At 72.3% G+C, this 17,629-nt stretch carries 18 protein-coding genes; 9 read left to right on the top strand and 9 right to left on the bottom strand.

Translation table 11 applies throughout. From position 1 onward, the window contains the following. Positions 1-4: 4 nt before the first annotated feature. Complete coding sequence (sp36, locus tag ABD091_RS11295; protein WP_343918424.1) at positions 5-160, bottom strand: Sp36 family protein; 156 nt, start codon at positions 158-160, stop codon at positions 5-7. Positions 161-200: 40 nt separating this feature from the next. On the opposite strand from sp36, the gene ABD091_RS11290 reads away from it, so the two are divergent. The 3 genes from ABD091_RS11290 (at position 201) to ABD091_RS11280 (ending at position 2,347) form a co-directional block, all read left to right on the top strand. Beyond that, on the top strand, positions 201-602 hold the full coding sequence (locus tag ABD091_RS11290) for a low affinity iron permease family protein (protein ID WP_343918422.1): 402 nt from the start codon (positions 201-203) through the stop codon (positions 600-602). A gap of 75 nt (positions 603-677) precedes the next feature. Continuing rightward, entirely contained in the window at positions 678-1,193 is a 516-nt protein-coding gene (locus tag ABD091_RS11285) for a SigE family RNA polymerase sigma factor (protein ID WP_343918420.1), read from the top strand. Then, complete coding sequence (locus ABD091_RS11280) at positions 1,190-2,347, top strand: hypothetical protein (RefSeq protein ID WP_343918418.1); 1,158 nt, start codon at positions 1,190-1,192, stop codon at positions 2,345-2,347. The genes ABD091_RS11285 and ABD091_RS11280 overlap by 4 nt, the downstream gene beginning before the upstream one ends. Positions 2,348-2,354: 7 nt before the next feature. On the opposite strand, the gene ABD091_RS11275 is transcribed toward ABD091_RS11280, so the two are convergent. Further along, on the bottom strand, positions 2,355-2,972 hold the full coding sequence (locus tag ABD091_RS11275; RefSeq protein WP_343918416.1) for a dihydrofolate reductase family protein: 618 nt from the start codon (positions 2,970-2,972) through the stop codon (positions 2,355-2,357). A gap of 106 nt (positions 2,973-3,078) precedes the next feature. Here ABD091_RS11275 and ABD091_RS11270 point away from each other — a divergent pair, with 106 nt between their 5' ends. Then, positions 3,079-4,455 (top strand): MFS transporter, encoded by a 1,377-nt coding sequence (locus ABD091_RS11270; protein WP_343918414.1) that lies wholly within the window; start codon positions 3,079-3,081, stop codon positions 4,453-4,455. Here the strand turns inward: ABD091_RS11270 and ABD091_RS11265 are convergent. The 3 genes from ABD091_RS11265 to ABD091_RS11255 all read right to left on the bottom strand — a co-directional run bounded on the left by ABD091_RS11265 (position 4,418) and on the right by ABD091_RS11255 (position 9,399). Further along, positions 4,418-5,704: an MFS transporter gene (locus ABD091_RS11265; protein WP_343918412.1), complete on the bottom strand. Its 1,287-nt coding sequence runs from the start codon at positions 5,702-5,704 to the stop codon at positions 4,418-4,420. The genes ABD091_RS11270 and ABD091_RS11265 overlap by 38 nt on opposite strands. A gap of 14 nt (positions 5,705-5,718) precedes the next feature. Continuing rightward, positions 5,719-7,866, bottom strand: coding sequence for an RNA polymerase recycling motor ATPase HelR (helR, locus tag ABD091_RS11260; RefSeq protein ID WP_343918410.1), 2,148 nt, complete (start codon positions 7,864-7,866; stop codon positions 5,719-5,721). A 309-nt stretch (positions 7,867-8,175) separates the two neighbouring features. Continuing rightward, complete coding sequence (locus ABD091_RS11255; protein WP_343918408.1) at positions 8,176-9,399, bottom strand: DUF222 domain-containing protein; 1,224 nt, start codon at positions 9,397-9,399, stop codon at positions 8,176-8,178. A gap of 99 nt (positions 9,400-9,498) precedes the next feature. Between ABD091_RS11255 and ABD091_RS11250 the strand changes: the two genes are divergently transcribed. After that, positions 9,499-10,221, top strand: a complete 723-nt coding sequence (locus tag ABD091_RS11250) for an alpha/beta fold hydrolase (RefSeq protein WP_343918405.1) — start codon at positions 9,499-9,501, stop codon at positions 10,219-10,221. Here the strand turns inward: ABD091_RS11250 and ABD091_RS11245 are convergent. Next, entirely contained in the window at positions 10,196-10,693 is a 498-nt protein-coding gene (locus ABD091_RS11245; protein WP_343918403.1) for a thioesterase family protein, read from the bottom strand. The two genes, ABD091_RS11250 and ABD091_RS11245, sit on opposite strands and share 26 nt — an antisense overlap. Before the next feature lie 62 nt (positions 10,694-10,755). Between ABD091_RS11245 and ABD091_RS11240 the strand changes: the two genes are divergently transcribed. After that, entirely contained in the window at positions 10,756-11,208 is a 453-nt protein-coding gene (locus ABD091_RS11240; protein WP_343918401.1) for a lecithin retinol acyltransferase family protein, read from the top strand. A 16-nt stretch (positions 11,209-11,224) separates the two neighbouring features. Here ABD091_RS11240 and ABD091_RS11235 read toward each other — a convergent pair whose 3' ends face one another. Continuing rightward, positions 11,225-12,565 (bottom strand): DUF2254 domain-containing protein, encoded by a 1,341-nt coding sequence (locus ABD091_RS11235; protein WP_343918399.1) that lies wholly within the window; start codon positions 12,563-12,565, stop codon positions 11,225-11,227. Between the two features lie 247 nt (positions 12,566-12,812). Here ABD091_RS11235 and ABD091_RS11230 point away from each other — a divergent pair, with 247 nt between their 5' ends. After that, a complete protein-coding gene (locus ABD091_RS11230; RefSeq protein ID WP_343918397.1) occupies positions 12,813-13,607 on the top strand; it encodes a mechanosensitive ion channel family protein in 795 nt (264 codons plus the stop codon). Between the two features lie 104 nt (positions 13,608-13,711). Continuing rightward, the gene (locus ABD091_RS11225) at positions 13,712-14,401 is read left to right on the top strand and encodes a hypothetical protein (RefSeq protein WP_343918395.1); all 690 of its coding nucleotides are present in this window, start codon (positions 13,712-13,714) and stop codon (positions 14,399-14,401) included. Between the two features lie 65 nt (positions 14,402-14,466). Here ABD091_RS11225 and ABD091_RS11220 read toward each other — a convergent pair whose 3' ends face one another. Beyond that, on the bottom strand, positions 14,467-15,063 hold the full coding sequence (locus ABD091_RS11220) for a DUF998 domain-containing protein (protein WP_343918393.1): 597 nt from the start codon (positions 15,061-15,063) through the stop codon (positions 14,467-14,469). Further along, entirely contained in the window at positions 15,060-15,956 is an 897-nt protein-coding gene (locus ABD091_RS11215) for an endonuclease/exonuclease/phosphatase family protein (protein WP_343918391.1), read from the bottom strand. The genes ABD091_RS11220 and ABD091_RS11215 overlap by 4 nt, the downstream gene beginning before the upstream one ends. Positions 15,957-16,137: 181 nt before the next feature. On the opposite strand from ABD091_RS11215, the gene ABD091_RS11210 reads away from it, so the two are divergent. Next, complete coding sequence (locus ABD091_RS11210) at positions 16,138-17,628, top strand: MFS transporter (RefSeq protein ID WP_343918389.1); 1,491 nt, start codon at positions 16,138-16,140, stop codon at positions 17,626-17,628. Position 17,629 lies beyond the last annotated feature (1 nt).

Raw genomic sequence — 17,629 nt, 5'->3', positions numbered from 1 at the left:
CGCCTCATCCTTCCTGCGGGCGCTTGAGGAAGGCGACCAGCCCGCCCTGCGCGTTGGTCTGGATGGCCACCAGCTCCCAGCCGTCCTGGCCGAAGTTGTTGAGCATCAGTGCCTCGTTGTGGAGCGGAATCGGCGCCACCTGGTACTCCCACTTGGTCATGCCCGGACCCTACTCCCGCCGCTCAGGCAGACTCGACGGCATGGGTGAGCGCAACGAGGCCGTGAAGAGCCGCCGGGGTGACGGTGACCGCCGCAACCAGTTCGAGCGGTTCGTCACCGCCGTCAACGACCGCGTCAGCAGGGCGCCCTTCTTCTTCGTCATCGTCGCCGCCCTCGTCCTCTGGGCGGCGAGCTTCCCGCTGTGGTCGAGCTCGACGAAGTGGGAGCTCGCGCTCCACACGGGGTCGTCCGTGCTGTCGCTGCTGCTGCTGGTCCTGCTCGAGAACGCAGGCCGCCGCAACAACGAGGCGGAGCACGAGAAGCTCAACGTCATCGCCGAGGCGCTCTCGGACCTGATGGAGTCGCGCGCCGCCGAGGATGCCGACCTGCACGACTCCGTCACGCGCCTGCGCGACGCCGTCGGCCTCGAGAAGGAGCACTGACCCGCCGGCCCAGACCACCCAACCCGGCCCCGGGCTACGGCGTTCAATGGTCAGGAACGACGCGGGGAGCGGTCGATGCGGGACGACGAGGGTTTCGAGGAGTACGTGTCAGCACGGTGGGTCACGCTCCACCGGCTCGCGCTCCTGCTGACCGCCTCGGACGGAACGGCCCAGGAGCTGGTCCAGGAGACCCTCGAGAAGGTCTACGTGGTCTGGCCACGGGTCGCCGGGATGGACTCCCCCGACGCCTACGTCCGGCGCGTGATGGTCAACGCCCTCACCTCCCAGCACCGCCGGGCGTTCCGAAGGCGCGAGGTCGTGGTCGCGGACCCGCCCGAGATCGCGGTCCCGCCCGCGTACGAAGGGGATCTCGCCGACCACGACCTGCTCTGGCCCCTGGTGTGCGCCCTTCCCCCGCGACAACGTGCCGTCGTCGTCCTCCGCTACTACGAGGACCTCAGCGAGCGTGAGATCGCCGACGAGCTCGGCTGCAGCGCCGGGACCGTGAAGTCGACCGCCCACGACGCGATGACAGCGCTCCGGCGCGCCGTCGCCGCCCTCGCCACGACCGCCCAGGAGGTGGACCGATGAGCCTCGAGACCGACCTCGTCGACGCTCTCGACCGCGCCGCAGCCGCCCACCGTCCCGGCGCCCCCGACCTCGACCGGCTGCGGTCCGGCGGTCGCCGCCGCGCCCGGCGCCGTACGACGCTGCGATCGGTCGGCGTCGCAGCCGGTCTGGCCGTCGTGGCCGTCCTGCTCCCTCAGCTGCGTGCGGGCGGACCCTCGACGGCCCCCGAGCCGGCCGCACCACCCCTGGGGGAGCTGCCGGTCGGCGAGCCGCCGGGGATCCCCCACTGCGACGGTGGCCGGACCATCGTCAGCGGAGCCACGAGGGTCTCTGCCTGGTGCGACGTGCTGGTGTCGCGGGGCGGCTCGACGCTCTACCTGGGGGACCGCCGCGGCGTGGTCCTCCTCCGGGACGAGGGCGTCCCGGTGCTCCTCGACCGCAGCGGCCCGGAGCACTGGTTCCCCGCGGTCAGCAACGACGGCGACTGGGCAGCCTGGCTCACCTCGGCCCAGCCGGAGCCGACGCTCGTCGTGGTGGACCTCCTGCGAGCGACGGTGGTCGCCGAGGTCCCGTGGGACAGCGCCAACGGGTGGGTGCCGGGCATCGACGACCTCGGGCGGGTCTACACCGTCGACTTCGACACCTCCGAGATCCGGCTCTACGACATCGCGACGGACCGGGTCCGGATCGTCACCGGCGCACCCGACCACGCGGCCACGGGTGTCCGGTTCGTCACCGCGGACGGCCTCGGCATCCTCCAGGGCAACCCCGTCGGCCCCGTCGTCGTTGGTCAGGTGGCGGCCGACGGCCGCTTCTCCGCAGGAGAGGAGACGTCCTGGGACTGGGTGAACTGGTCACCCGACCGCTCCCGGGTGGTGCGCGACACGGAGACCGGCCCGGTCATCAGCCCAGCCGGCGGCGGCCGCGACGTGCCCCTGATGGTCCCGGAGCTGGGCAGCATCACCTGGGTCCCCGTGTGGGAGGACGACGACCACGTCCTGGTCCAGTACGACCCACTCACGCCGAACGACCCCGGCCTCGTGAGCGACACCAACGGTCTCGAGGTCCCGGCCGGACGCACCTGGCTGCTGCGCTGCTCGGCCGACACCGGCGAGTGCGAGATCGCCCTCGAACCCGGCTGGGCCGGCAACTTCGGGTTCCCGACCTACCGCTGAGTGCGGCTCACCGGCGGATCGCATACCTCACGTGGGTCGCGTACGCCGCAGCGTGGACGTCGAGGATCTGGAGGTCGACGTCGCGGTCGAACCCGTCGAAGAGCCGTTTGCCGCCGCCGAGCAGGACCGGCGCCGTCGAGATCGCCAGCTCGTCCACGACCCCGGACCGCAGCCCCTGCCGGATCAGGTCGGCCCCTCCCCCGAGGGAGACGTCCTTGCCGTCGGCGAGCCCCCGGGCCGCCTCGAGCGCGGCGTCGAACCCGTCGACGAAGAGGAACCCGGCCGACTCGTCCGGCTGGTCCTCGACGCGGTGGGTGAGCACGACGAGGGTGCCGGGGAACGGGTTCGTCCCGCCCCACGCCCCCGCGGCGTCGTACATGCCCCGGCCGACGACGCCGGCACCGAGGTCGGCGGTGAGGCTGTCGTACCAGGCGCGGTCGACCTCGCCCATGCCCGCTCCGGCCTCGCGCTCGGAGTCGTAGGTCCACGGCCCGCCCATGACCCAGTAGTGGAGCCGCTCCCCACCGGTGCCGAGGCCGTGGCCGGGTCCGTCGTCAGGACCGGTCACGTAGCCGTCCAGCGAGACCGTGATGCTCGCCATCACCTTGCCGCGGTCACTGCTCATGATGTGTCCTCCTCGTGGTCGGTCGGAGAGACTGACCGTCGGACCGGGCCCGACTCATCGCCGACGGCTTGATCTCAAGCACACTTCAACTCCTAGCGTCCACCAGGTGACCGTGACCAGCAACCAAGAGGCGCCCGCTCCCGCGAAGGGCGGCATCCTCTCCGCGACCTACCTCGCCACGACCATCGGCGTCTTCTCGCTGATCGCCTTCAACGCGTTCGAGGCGATGGCGGTCACGACCGTGATGCCGACGATCGGTCGCGAGCTCGACGGGCTCAGCCTCTACGCCCTCGCCTTCGCCGCGCCCCTCGCGAGCGGCGTCGTCGGCACCGTCGCCGCCGGCGCGTGGTGCGACCGGCGTGGTCCGGCGGGGTCGCTGGTCGCCGCCCTCGTCCTCTTCACCGTCGGCGTCCTCATGGCCGGCCTCTCCCCGACGATGGAGGTCTTCGTCGCCGGCCGCGTCGTGCAGGGCCTCGGCACCGGCGCACTCACGGTCAGCCTCTACGTCGTGGTCGGGTTGGTCTATCCGCCCCGACTGCGTCCCGCGGTCTTCGCGAGCTTCGCCGCCGCCTGGGTCCTTCCCTCTCTCTTCGGCCCCGCGATCGCGGCGCTCGTCGCCGACGCGTTCGGCTGGCGCTGGGTCTTCCTCGGCATCGTCGCCCTGGTCGCGCTGGCGGCCGTGATGGTCGCGCCCGTCGTCCCCGGCCTCCGCTCGACGTCGGAGTCCGAGCCGGCGCCCCGATCCCGGATGGTCTGGGCAGTCGTCGCCTCCGCCGGCGTCCTCGCCGTCGAGCTCCTCGGCTCCAACGACACGCTGCTCGGTCCGGTCGGAGCGCTCCTCGCCCTCACGGTCGTGCTGGTGGCGGTGCGGTCGTTCACGCCGAGCGGAACCCTTCGCGCCGGTCGTGGCCTGCCCAGCGTCATCGGCACCCGCGCCCTGATGAGCGCTGCCTTCTTCTGCGGACAGGCCTACATCGTGCTCGTCCTCCAGGTCCGCTGGGACCTCACGCCCACGCGCGCCGGCCTGGCGCTCACCGTCGTCGGGGTCGTGTGGGCGACCGCCAGCCAGGTCCAGGCCCGCCTCGGCGAGCGGATCACCAGCGAGCGCGCGATGCAGGTCGGGACGTCGACGCTGCTCGGCGCGGTCATCCTGCTCTGGCTCGCGGTCCGGTTCGACCTCAGCCCGCTCGTCGCGGCCGGCGCGTTCGTCGTCGCCGGCTCGGGCATGGGCTTCGGCTTCTCCCGGACCGGCGTCGCGATGCTCGCCGCCTCGACCGACGTGGACCGCGGCTTCAACTCCTCGGCCATCAGCATCGCCGACTCCCTGGGAGCCGCGCTCTCGCTCGCCCTCTGCGGGATGGCCTACGCCGCCTCGGAGCGCGCCGGCACCGACCCGTTCCTCGCCGTGTTCGGCATCGCCGTGGTCGCCGCTGTCGGCGCGGTGTTCACGGCGTCGCGGACGCCGGTCCCGCGGGCCGCGTGACCCGGTAGCGCACGAACGCCGGGACGAGCAGCGCGGCTGCGACCGTCCCGACCACGACCAGGACACCGCCACCCGCCGCCGCGACCGCGGCACCGGTGACGGCCGCGGTGGCGCCGTGGGCGACGTCCGCCACCCGTGGTCCGCCGGCGACGACGACGATGAAGATGCCCTGGAGCCGGCCGCGGACCTCGTCGGAGGCGGCGGTCATCAGCATGGACATCCGGAAGGCGGCCGAGGACATGTCGGCCGCACCGCCGATCGCCAGCATGAGGACAGCGACCGCGAGCATCCCGGGAACGGTCGGCGCCAGCAGCGCGGAGACGCCGAACCCGACCATCGCGAGACCCCAGACGATGATCGACACGATGACGGCCAGCCCCTGCCGCTCGACCCGCGACACCCAGCCGGACAGCACGCCGCCGAGCACGGCGCCGGCCGGGATCGCCGCGAAGAGCAGCGCGAACGCCAGGCCGCCCTCGCTGGGCCCGCCGAAGTCGAGGTGGGCCATCTCGGGGAACAGCGCCCGCGGCATGCCGAAGACCATCGCGATGATGTCGACGACGAAGCTCATCATCAGGACCGGCTGGGTGCGCAGGTAGCGGAATCCGTCGATCACCGCGCCGAGGCCGGGGGCGCCCACCGCGCCCTCGACGGGCAGCCGCGGCAGGCCGACGACGGCGAACAGCGTCGCGAACAGGGTCACGGTGTCGATCGCGTAGAGCCACGAGAACCCGACGATCGGGATCAGCGCGCCGCCGACGAGGGGACCGGCGATGCCGCCGGCCTGCATGACCGTCATGTTGAGGGAGTTCGCCGCCGGCAGGAGGTGGCCCGGGACCAGCTTCGGCAGCACGGCGGACCGGGTCGGCTGGTTGACCGCGAAGAACGCCTGCTGGACGGAGAAGAGCCCCAGCAGCAGCCACACGTTGTCGGCGCCCGTCGCCGCCTGGACGTAGAACAGGCCGCTGGTCACGATCAGCCCGGTCGTCGTGATCATCAGCAGCGTGCGCCGGTCCATGTGGTCGGCGAGCGCCCCGCCCCACAGCCCGAAGACGACCAGCGGGACGAGGCCGAAGACGCCGGTCAGCCCGACGTAGGCCGACGACCCGGTGATCGAGTAGATCTGGGCCGGCACGGCGACGACCGTCAGCTGCGCGCCGACGACGGTGACGATGTTGGCCAGCCAGAGCCGCCGGAAGTGGGGGATCTGGAGCGGCCGGGTGTCGGCCAGCAGACCCCTCGTCGTCACCTGCTCACGCTAGGTCATCGCTCCAGCAGCACGAGCCGCTGGGTCGCCCGCGTCATCGCGACGTAGCGGTCGACCGGCGTCAGCGCGCCCGCGTCGACGATCACGACGAGGTCGAACTCCAAGCCCTTCGCGAGCTCGGCCGTCAGCGACCTCACCCGCTCGGTCCCGGTGAGCTCCGGCGCCCCGATGACCACGCCGATGCCCTCGCACCCGGCGACCACCTCGTCGAGCTCGTCGACCGTCCCGTGGTGGACGGGGATGCCGCTGCTGCGGACGGACGTCGGGACGTTGGCGTCCGGGACCGCCGTGCGGATCACCGGCTCGGCCTCGGCCATGACCTCCTCGGGCGTGCGGTAGTTGACCGTCAGCGACGCCCGTCGTACGCCGGTCATGCCGACCCGCTGGAGCCGCTCCTCCCACCCCTCGTGGAAGCCCGCACGCGACTGCGCCCGGTCGCCGACGACGGTGAGGCTGCGGCTCGGGCAGCGGCTGAGCACCATCTGCCACTCGGCGTCGGTCAGCTCCTGCGCCTCGTCGACCACGACGTGGGCGAACGGGCCGGCGAGCTCGTCCGGTGCGGGCACCTGGACGTCGTCGAGCGCGCCCTGGAGGTCCTGGCCCCGCAGCATCGACATCAGCATCATCTCGGAGTCGTCGTGCTCGACCAGGGTGCTGACGACGTCGGCCATCTCCTCCCGCCGGGCCTCGCGCTCCGCCTCCTGGCGGCGCCGCTTCCGGCCGATGTCCGGGTCACCGAGCAGCTGGCGCGCCGCATCGAGCAGCGGCAGGTCGGAGGTCGTCCACGCGGTCGGGTCGTCCCGCTGGAGCAGTCGCACCTCGTCCGGGGTCAGGTGGGGCGCGCAGTGGCGCAGGAACGCCGGCACGGAGAACAGGTCGCCGACCAGGTCGAGCGGGTCGATCAGCGTCCAGGCCGCGTCGAGGGCCGTGGCGAGCCCGGCGTTGCGCAGCAGCTCGCGGCGTACCTGCTGCTCCGGCGCCTCCCCGTCCCCTGACACCTTGTCGACGAGGATGTCGTGCAGCGCGTCGCGCACCTCCTCGCGCGCGACGTTGTGGGGTACGTCGGCGTCGGCGGCCTCGAACGCCTCCGCCCAGTCGGCCGGCGACAGCCACGCGTCCCCCCACGGCGTCTCGACCTCCATCCCCTCGGTCGGCAGCTCCTCGTAGACCTTCACCGCCCGCCCGACGGCCGCGACCATCCGGGCGTCGGCCTTCAGCCCCGCCACGACGGGATCAGCCTCGTCGTCCGCCGTCGCGCCCTCGGGCACGAGGTCGCGCAGCGTGCAGGTCCTCACCCCCTCCTCCCCCAGGCTCGGCAGGACGTCGGAGACGTAGGCGAGGTAGGGCCGGTGGGGACCGACGACGAGGACGCCGCCGCGCCGGTGGCCCAGCCGCGGGTCGGCGTAGAGGAGGTAGGCCGTGCGGTGCAACGCCACCACGGTCTTGCCGGTGCCGGGTCCCCCGTCGACCACGAGCGGTCCGCGGCTGCTCGCCCGGACGATCGCGTCCTGGTCGGCGGCGATGGTGCCGAGGACGTCGCGCATCCGGTCGGTCCGGGTCTCCCCGAGGGTCGCGATGAAGGCGGACTGGTCGTCGAGGGCGGCCGCGTGGCCGGCGAATGCCTCGGGGTCGAAGACCTCGTCCCAGTAGTCGGTGATGACGCCGCCCGCCCAGCGGTAGCGCCGCCGGCTGACCAGCCCCATCGGATCGGCGTGAGTCGCACCGAAGAACGGTTCGGCCGCGGGCGAGCGCCAGTCGACGAGGAGTCGGTCACCTTTCGGGTCGGTCAGCCCGAGCCGCCCGACGTAGATCGACTCGCCGTCGACCGGGTCCATCCGCCCGAGGCAGAGGTCGAGGCCGAACCGGCGCAGCGCCCGGAGCCGTGCCGTCACGCGGTGGACCTCCTGGTCGCGCTCGAGGGCGGCAGTCCCGTGGCGGGAGGAGTCGTGCTGCGCGGCGTCGAGGCGCTGCTCGAGCTCGGTGACGGTCTCGGCGAGACCGGCGGCGATGACGGCGAAGTGGGCCTCGTCGTCGGCGACGAGGGCAGGGTCGGTCTTGGCGACGAGGTCGCTCGGGAGGGCGAAGACAGTGCTGTTCTCTGGGCTGTTCTCTGGGCTGTTCTCTGGGCTGTTCTCTGGGGGCACGACGGACCATGGTGGGGCCGCGCGGGGGGCTTGCCGCAAGGCCCCGGTGCCGCTATACCTTGGTAGTGGCGGGAGGTTCACCTCCCGCCTTTCGCATGCCCGCACGGCGGTGTCGCGCACGAAGAAGCGGCCCCCGCCACCATGGGGATGGCGAGGGCCGCGTCGGGCGGCCAGTCTCGGGTTCTGGTCGCCACGTCCGATGTCCCCCCACAGGCGCATCGGACTAGGACCAACGGTAGGGACCGGTGGCCTGGTACGTCGGGACTTGGCAGGTCTGTCACCAAGATGTGGGAAAGCGCGTGGTCTCCCTCACGTCCGCCGCGCGAACCTCACACTCCCGTCAGGGAGCCGTCTCGCGTCGTAGCGGTCGTCGTGGGCGCGGTGGTGGTGCCACGTGCAGAAGAGGACCCCGTCGTCGAGGTCGGTCTTCCCGCCACGGGACCACGGGTCGGCGTCGTGGTGGGCCTCGCACCAGGCGGCGGGGATCGTGCAGCCCTCGGCCCGGCAGTGGACGTCACGGACGGCCATCGCCTTGCGCTGGGCGGGCGAGAAGAGTCGCCGGTGGCGGCCGAGGTCGAGGATCTCGGAGTCGCCGCCGAGGACGAGGGGCACGATGCTGGCCTGGCACGCGAGGCGGCGGACCTCGCCGGCGCTGATCGGCTCGTCACCGACGAGTCCGACGCCGACACCGTCGCGGAGCTCCTCGAGCGGCATCGACACGATGATCGTCGTGGCCGAGCCGCCGTGGATCGGGAGCCGCGCGGGGTCGGCGCACTCGAGGAAGGCCATGAATGCCTGGCCGAGCTTCTGGTCGTAGGGCCGGCGGTCGGTCGTGTCGTGCTGGCGCGGCGAGGTGAAGGCCTGGAGATAGGTCAGCAGCCGGTGGGCGGCGGCATCGGAGACCCGGACCTTCAAGTCGGTGGTCCCGTCGCCGTTGCGGCGGGTCGTCAGGAAGGTCCGCCGCAGCGCGTTCTGCTCCTCACGCTCGAGCGCCTTGCGCTCCTCGTCGTCGGCGACGTCGGGGGCGACGAGGTGGAGGATCCGGCGGCCCATGATGCGTAGCTGCCGCGGGCCCCACGTCCGGGCCTCGTCGACGAGCCGCTGCTCGGCGTGGCGGTAGACCTCGGGATCGAGGTCGTCGGGCAGCCGGTCGAGCGCGTGGACGATCACCTCGGCCTGGTCGCGGTTGACCGCTCCGGTGCGGAACGCGGCGGCGACGCCTCGCCAGCGGGCGTCGAGTGACTGGGCGAGACGCAGGTCGCGACGGGTGGCCGCGCCGTCGAGACGGGACTCGTGGGCGTGGAGCGCGGCGATGTCGCGCGCCGCGGCGTCCAGCGCGAGGTCGTCGGCGCCGGCCATGACCCGCAGCCGCAGCTCGTCGAGCCGGGCGGCGGCCTCGACCATCGCCGCCAGCGCCTCACGCTTCTCGGGGGTGGTCATGTAGATCGGGTCGACCCCGGCAACGTCGTCGAGTCCGGAGCCGATCGCGCGCACGCACTCCACCACCGGATGGAGGTGTGGCGTGATGGTCAAGGACGGCCCCCGTGATGCTGCACTCCCCCGTTGAAGTGCTGGCACTATTCGAACACATGTTCGAACACCATGTCAAGGGATGCCGCACAATGAGTTCCGATGACCGACACACCGGTGGTCCTGATCCGGACCGCCCTCGACGCCGGCGAGCTGCTGCCGCTCGGTGAGCAGCTCGCGGCCGCCGGCCTGCGCCCGGTCGACTGTCCGCGGCCGTCACTCGGCTCGATCCGCGGGGAGGCCGACAGCGTCGCGGAACAGCTGCGCGACCTCGCCCACGGACCGGTGCACGTGGTGGGCGCGAGCTACAGCGCGGCGGTCGCGCTGGCCCTCGCCAGCCACCGCCCCGACCTGGTCTCCCGCCTCACCCTCGTCGAGCCGCCACCCGCGGGCACGGCGTACGACGGCGTGTTCCGGGGCCTGTGCGAGGAGATGGTGGCCGACCAGCGTGAGCGGGGGACGGCGGCCGCGCTCGACGGCTTCATGGGAGCGCTGGCCGGTGACGACTGGCGGGCACGCCAGGAGTCGCTGCGGGCGGGGTCCGTCGGGGAGATCGAGGCGGGCGCCGAGGCATTCTTCACCGCCGACCTCGCGGCACTTCTCGGCTGGTCCTTCAGCGACGAGGAGGCGGCCGCCGTCGCGTGCCCGGCCCTGGTGGTGCAGGGCGCCGCGACCCGGCCGATGTTCGCGGCGATGGCCGAGCGGGTCGCACGGCTGGTGCCGCAGGCCGCGCTGGAGATCGTGCCCGGCGCCGACCACCTGGCGGCGTCGACCCACCCGGTCGAGGTGGCAGGGCTGATCAGCGCAGCGACAGCGAGCCGCTGAGGTCGGGCTCGAAGGGAAGGCGCGCGTCCTCGGCGATCTTCTCGTCCATCGCGGCGGCGACGTCGTCGGGCCACGGGGCCGTCTTGCGGCTCTCCATGTCGATGTGGAGGAAGATCTCCTCCATCACGAAGCTGACCCGCTCGTGCGTCTCGTCGAGGAGGTAGACGAGGGCGTGGGCGGCGCGCTCGGAGCGGCCGAGCAGGCGGACGCGGGCGGAGAGCCGGTCTCCGGTGCGCATCTCGGCGAGGTAGGTCAGGTGGTGCTCGGCGGAGAACACCGCGTGTCCCATCGCCGGCCACATCTGCGGGATGCCGACCCCGACCAGAGACTCGTCGAGGCCCTCGCTGGCGATGCCGGTGTAGTGGCGGACGTTGAGGTGTCCGTTGGCGTCCTCGAAGGCGATCGGGACCGGCTGCTGGACGTGGGCCGGGAGGTCGACGAGCTGCTCGTAGGTGGGGTGGGGTGCACTCACGGGTGCTGACCCTACTTGTCGGCGAATCTGCCGGGCCGCTCACCCGAACGTAGACTCGCGGCGTGAGCCGCGGCGACCACCTCTTCGTCAGGCGGCGGCACTACACCCACCACGGCATCGACTGCGGTGACGGAACCGTCATCCACTTCGGCCGGAAGAGTGCGGGAGGTGCCGGCCGTCGGGTCGAGCGTGTCTCCAGGCAGGCGTTCGCCCGTGGCGGCGAGATCCGGGTGAAGTCCTACCGGTTCAAGCTGCCCACGGAGCAGATCCTCCGCAACGCGGAGTCGCGGCTGGGCGAGACCAACTACTCGCTGGTCCGCAACAACTGCGAGCACATCGCGACCTGGTCGGTCACGGGCCGGCGCCAGAGCAAGCAGGTCCGCAACTGGGCGGTCGCCGCCCCGGGCGCGATCTTCTCCTTCGGCTTCCTCGACGCCATGGGCCTGCAGTTCCTGCTGCTCGGCTCGCTCAGCGTCGGGCTGCTGGCCTGGCGCCGCCGCCCCCGCCGTCGCTGAGGCGCACGGCCCGGACTCAGGCGGCCGAGCGCGCGAGAGTGCGGCGGATGTCGCTCTCCGTCTCCTCGAGCGCGGTGGCCTCCTGATCGTCGAACGTCTCCCTCGCGATCACACGTCGCGTCCGCTCGAGCTCGACGAGGACGACGGCCCGCTGGTCCGGTGAGACGCGGCGACTCAGGTCGAGCAGGACCTGCAGGACCTTCTGCATGACCTGGGCGTCCGCCGCGCCGTACTTGCGGGGCTGGGCCAGCGCCAGGGCGACCAGGTCGGCCAGGTCGGGGCCGTGGAGCACGACCCGGGTCCGGCCGTCGTCGTCCGCGAGCAGCCGCGGACCGAGGTCGCGGTCGCTCAGGGAGCAGAGCAGCGCCGAGATGTGGCCCAGGGCGTGGACCGCCGTCGTCGGGTCGTTGACACCCGGGGAGAGCGCCTTGACCGCGACGTCGACCAGCTGGCGCAGTCCGAAGCCGACGTCCTGGGCCGAGGTCCGCTCGAAGCCGAGCCGGACGCACGAGGCCACGCGGTCACCGACACGCTCGACGGCCGCGCTGGACAGCGGACGCAGGTCGCGCGCCCAGAGGCTGCCGAGGGGCGTGGCCGCCACCACGAAGCTGCCCGGGTCGACCGACATGCCCAGGACCACGTCCTCCTCGGTCGCGACGGCGAGGAGTCCGTCGCGGTCGATCCAGGTGACGAAGCCGTCCCCCCGGGCGAGCAGGTCCGCGGCCGACGACGGCGGGCTGGGTGGCGGCGGACGTACGGCGCCGCCCGGTTCCCGCTCCTCGAGGACCTCGCCCAGGGTGGCGACCGCCTCCCGGTGGACGTTGCGGAGCATGGTCTCGACCCGGATCTGCTCGGTCAGGTGGGCCAGGAAGAGCACCAGTGCCAGCACGCTGGCGATCGCGAGCACGAAGGCCAGCGTGACGGCGACCTGCGGCACCAGCTCGGCGCCTCCGTCGTCACCGGAGCCACGGATGGCACGCAGGACGGTCAGCGCATAGGTGAAGGTCGCGAGGAAGAGCGCGAGGGTGACCTGGACGAACCGGTCGCGGGTGAAGGTGCGCAGCAGCCGCGGCGAGAACTGGCTGCTCGCGAGCTGGAGGGTCACGACGGTCAGCGAGAACGTCAGTGCGGTGACGGTGATCATCGACGAGGCGATGGCACCCAGGAGCGACCGCGCGGCGTCCGCGTCCCCGCCGAAGAGCCACGCGCTGACGCGGTCCGAGAGCTCTCCGTCGACCACCTCGTCGAGCGCGGGCACGCCCAGGCCGAGTCCCACCGCCAGCACGACCGCGATCGTCGGGATCGGCCACAGCCGGGTCCTGAATGCTTCCCGGGCGGTGGCGAGCAGGGTGACCATGCCCCCGACCCTCCCATCCGACGGCGCGGTCTCGCACCGTCTCGAGGGGCTGATCGGTCGCCCACACCCTCACGGGTGGTCTGGCTCGTGCGGGGGTCACGTAGTTTGGACGAGCAAGCCACAACTGTGTGGCGCTACCCCGGACCTCGGTGGCGCGGACATCGTCCCCACCCGAGCCTGGATCTTCTCCTTCTCGCCGTGCCGGTGACGGTGCCGTGCCGCCACGGCCGGAGCAAGGAGCTGAACCATGGATGCGCTTCAAGACGGCCTGACCGACGGCCTCAGCACGATCGCCGAGTTCCTGCCGAAGCTGATCCTGTTCCTGATCCTCCTCGTCGTGGGCATCGTCATCGCGAAGGCGATCGGCAAGGCCCTGAGTGCTCTGCTCGAACGGGTCGGTTTCGACAAGGCGGTCGAGCGGGGCGGGGTGAAGCGGGCGCTGGAGAACTCCAGCATGGACGCCAGCGACATCATCGCGAAGCTCGTCTACTACACGCTGGTGCTGTTCGTGCTCCAGCTGGCCTTCGGCGTCTTCGGGCCCAACCCGATCAGCGAGCTGCTCACCCAGGTCATCGCCTTCCTGCCGAGCATCATCGTGGCGATCATCATCGTCGTCGTCGCCTCGGCCATCGCCGCCGCCGCGAAGACGCTGGTCGAGGGGACCCTGGGCGGTCTCTCCTACGGGAGGACGCTCGCGAACGCCGCCTCGGTCTTCATCCTGTTCCTCGGGATCATCGCCGCGCTGAACCAGGTCGGCGTCGCCACCACGGTCACCACCCCGGTCCTGGTCGCGATCCTGGCCGCTGTGGCCGGCGTCGTCGTGGTCGGTGTCGGCGGTGGCCTGATCAAGCCCATGCAGCACCGGTGGGAGAGCTACCTGACCCGGGCGGAGGCCGAGGCGCCCCAGATCAAGCGGGCCGCCGCCAACGCTCCCGGGGTCGACGAGCAGGCGCGCCGGGCCACCGACGACCACGACTGGAGCGGCGACGAGCACACGGGCGCGTCCACCGACGCGGCGTACGACGGCAACCCGCTCTACTGAGGCCGCGCGCCCACCCGATCACCCGTGGCCGTCCCCGAACCGGGGGGAGGGGGCGGCCACGTGTCACCACGCAGCAGAAGCACGCAGCAGAAAGAGGACACGACATGAGCCACAGCGCAGGCACAGGTCCCGACCGGGACACCCGAGACCGCCGGTCGGACCGTGACGACGAGTCGATCGGCTCCACCTCGCGGTGGACGCCGCCCGCGCGGGAGCGCTCGCGCGGCGGGGACCGCAAGGCGGTCGTCGCGCGCGAGAGGGAGGAGCACGGCGGCATCAAGTGGGGCTCGGCCTTCTTCGGCTTCCTGACCGCCACGGGCGTGACGGTGCTGCTGACGGCGCTCGCCGCTGCTCTCGGTGCCGCCGTGGGCCTCGCCACCGACACCGGGGCCGGGGAGGCCGCCGCGGAGGCGGCGGACTCGGCCGGCACGGTCGGCCTGTTCAGCGGCATCGTCCTGCTGGTCATCCTGTTCGTCGCGTACTACTGCGGTGGCTACGTCGCCGGCCGGATGGCCCGGTTCGACGGCACGAAGCAGGGACTGGCCGTGTGGGTGTGGGCCCTCGTCGTCGCCGTCGTCGTCGCGGTCCTGGCCGTCGTTGCGGGCGCGAACTACAACGTCCTCTCCGAGCTCAACAGCTTCCCCCGCATCCCGGTCTCCGAGGGCGACCTCACCACCGGCGGCATCGTCGCCGCCGTCCTCCTGGTGGTGGTGACCCTGCTGGGTGCGGCCCTCGGGGGGCTGGCCGGCATGCGGTTCCACCGGACGGTCGACAGGACCGGTCTCGGGGTCTGACCGACAGGACGTCGGTCGCCGTCGTCCGTCGGTGGCGTCCGTGGCCGCCGCGTGCGGCCGGAGGGTCAGTCCTCGTCAGACGCAGGACGGAGCTGCGTCCACGCATATCCGGCCAGCCCGACCAGGACCGGCCAGAGAGCGAGGCGCTCGAGGGCGCCCGACGCGTGGTCGTCGCCGGTCAGCACGAACCCGACGGCGGCGGCGCCGGTGACGACTCCCGTGGCCATGAGCGCCTTGCCCAGGCGTGGGTGGTCGTGTCGCACCCGTGCACCGAGGACACCCAGGGCGACCGGCTGCGCCACGAACAACGGGGTCGCGGCCAGCGCGTGCCGGACGGCGTCCTGGTCGAGGGGAGCCAGGCCCGTGGCGACCGAGCTGGCGCCGGACACCACGAGCAGGCCGGTGACCCAGGGCCCCAGCGGCCGCGACAGCAGCACGGCCCCGCCGGCGAGCAGCACCCCGAAGCCGACGAAGGAGCCGTTCATCAGCTCGTGGCGCGGTGAGCAGTAGGCGTCCGAGCACCCGACCTCGCCCAGCTTGCTGACCGAGTCACGGACGAAGCTGTAGCCGCCCGTCGTCGCCGCGGCCACGACGTACTCGGTGGCGATGTAGACCGGCCGGACGAGCAGCGCCAGTGCCCCCCACCGCGTCGCTGACCTCACCAGAAGAAGCGTGACGTCGCCCGGACGATGTTGTGGTTGGACAGGCCCTTGCCCGCGATGGTCTCGCTGATCGTCGAGCCGGTCGGCTTGGTGCGGCTGGCGTTGAAGAACACGTAGTCGACCTTCTTCCCGTTCATCGTCGGCTGCCCACTCTTGCAGAAGGGCTGGTTGGCGCAGGCCGAGGCGAAGTAGCGGCCGTCGTTCTGGTCGCCCTCGTAGAAGCTCCCGGCACCGGTCTCGGAGCCGTTGTTCCGGATCCGGTAGAGCTTGTTCATCATCGGGGAGTCGGGCAGCGTGTTGAGGTCGCCGCCGAAGATCACGCCGCGGCCGTAGCCGACGCTCCACTCGAGCTCGTACTTGATGGTGTTGAGCTGGGCCTCGCGGATCGCGGCGTTCTTGTCGCCGGCGCTGAGGTGGGTCGTGCAGGCGAGGTACTCCCGGCCGCCGTTCTTGAGGAACGTCAGGCAGGACAGGTGGTACTTGATGCCGTCGGGGTTCTCGCTGGCCAGCTCGGGGGCGTAGAGGCCGCTCGCGCCGTTGCGCGGGGTCGCGATCACCTCGCCGATCATCTCGCCGCAGCCCGTGTGGTACTTGCGCTCACTGAAGTGGACGGTCCAGCCGTCGGACGCGGGGAACCGGCGCTTGAAGTCGACGTACTGCGAGGCACAGACCTCCTGGAGCATCACCACGTCGGGCGAGTGCTTCCGGACCTGCCGGCTGACGGTGTTGAGCGTGGCCAGGTCGCCCTTGTTGATCTGGCCGCCGCGGATGTTGTGGGTGATGACCGTGATGTCGGTCTGCTCGGCGTGGGCCGGAGCAGCGACGAGGACGGTGCCGGCCAGGGCCAGCGAGAGAGCGGCCACGCGGCCGCGAGCAGACGACAGGAAGCGCATCAGTTGTTCCCCCGAGATGATGATGTGTCCGACACGAGGGCCGCAGTCGACCACGCGCAGGTTTCGCGGGTCAATCTCGTGCGAGCCCGACGGGAAGCCCGGTCCGGACGGCTGCGCGTCCCCTGACCACCCCGGTGGAAGACTTCGTCCGCGGAGCACCACGACGGCGAGGGAGGTGGGCGTGGGCCAGTCCCTGCGCGGTCGCTACGGACTCGTCGCCGCCCTCGCACTCCTGGGTCTCGGGCCCTACGTCGTGCTCTCCACCGCGCTCTTCCCGCTCGAGGACGTGCTGACCAAGGACCTCGCGGCGTCCCCACGCAGCCTCCAGCTCGCGGCGGGCCTCGGCAACGCCGCCTACGCGCTGGGCGTCGTCGCGGCGGCGCAGGCGGCGCAGCGCTTCGGGCAGCGCCGGCTGTTCCTGGCCTACCAGGCGGCGTTCGTGGTCGGGACGGTCGTGGCGGCGTACGCCGCGGGGGAGGTCGCCTGGACCCTGGGACGCATCGTGCAGGGCGCGGCCGCGGGCGGGATGCTCATCAGCTCGCTCCCCCCGCTCGTGACGCGGTACGGCGCGCGCCGGCTCCCGCAGACGGTGGTGATCATCGACGTGGGGCTCTTCGGGATGATCACCCTGGGCCCGATCATCGGCGGCGAGCTCGCCGTCACCGGTGCGTGGCGGGGCTTCCTGCTGGCCACGGCCGGGATCGCGGCCGTCGGTTGGGTCGTCGCCTTCGTCGGCTATCCGGAGCTCGACCCCGCCGACCCGGACCTGCCCGTCGACACCGCGGCGCTCTCCCTGGCCGCGACGGCGGTCGTCGGGATGTTCTTCGCCATGTCGTGGCTCTCCGGCAGCTCGCTGACCGACCCGGTGGTGCTGGTGCCGCTGGCGGCCGGGGTCGTCGCGCTGCTCGCCCTCCTCGTCGTGGAGCGCCGCAAGGACGACGCGCTCATCCCGGTGTCGCGTCTGGTGACCCAGGTCCCCGTGACCGGGGTGACGGTGGCGATGCTCGGTGGCGCGTTGTTCGTGACGCTCTTCGAGCTGGCGCAGACCTGGCTGGTGGAGGTCGGCGGCAACGCCCCGGACGAGGCGGGCTGGCTGTGGTGGCCGATGCCCGTCGGTCTCGGGGTCGCGGCCGTCACGTTCGGCCTGCTCTTCACCACCCGCTTCGTCCCGGTGCTGGCGAACGCCGGCCTGCTGGCGCTCGGCGGGGCCGCCGCGACGCTGCTCGCGGTGACGACCGCCAACCAGGGGTGGCTGGTCCCCCTCGTCGCACTCCTGCTGGGCTTCGGCGCGGGGGCCACCGTCTCGCCCGGCTTGCTGATGACGGGGCTCGCGATGCCGTCCACCTCGCTGGGACGCGCGTTCGCGCTGGTCCAGCTGCTGCGGTCCACGGCCACCTTCGGTGTGGCCCCCGTCGTGCTCTACCTCGCCCTCTCGAGCAGCGACCTCGCCGCCGGGCTGCGGGGCGGGTTCCTCGGGATGCTGGTGCTCGCAGGTTCGGCAGTGGTGGTCGCGCTCCTCGTCCCGGCCCTGTCCGGCGCCCGCCTCCGGACCCCCGACCTCGAGGCGTGGCTCGACGGCGGCCAGGCCCTCCCCTCGCCGACGACGGCGGTCCACGTCCGGCCGGGCGTGGACGACGAGGACGCCGAGCCGCTGCTGTCGCCGGGCGACTGAG

The organism is Nocardioides aestuarii (assembly GCF_039527245.1).
Lineage (GTDB): Bacteria > Actinomycetota > Actinomycetes > Propionibacteriales > Nocardioidaceae > Nocardioides > Nocardioides aestuarii.
The sequence above is the reverse complement of the archived record's forward strand: the minus strand, read 5'-3'. Positions and strand labels throughout refer to the sequence as shown.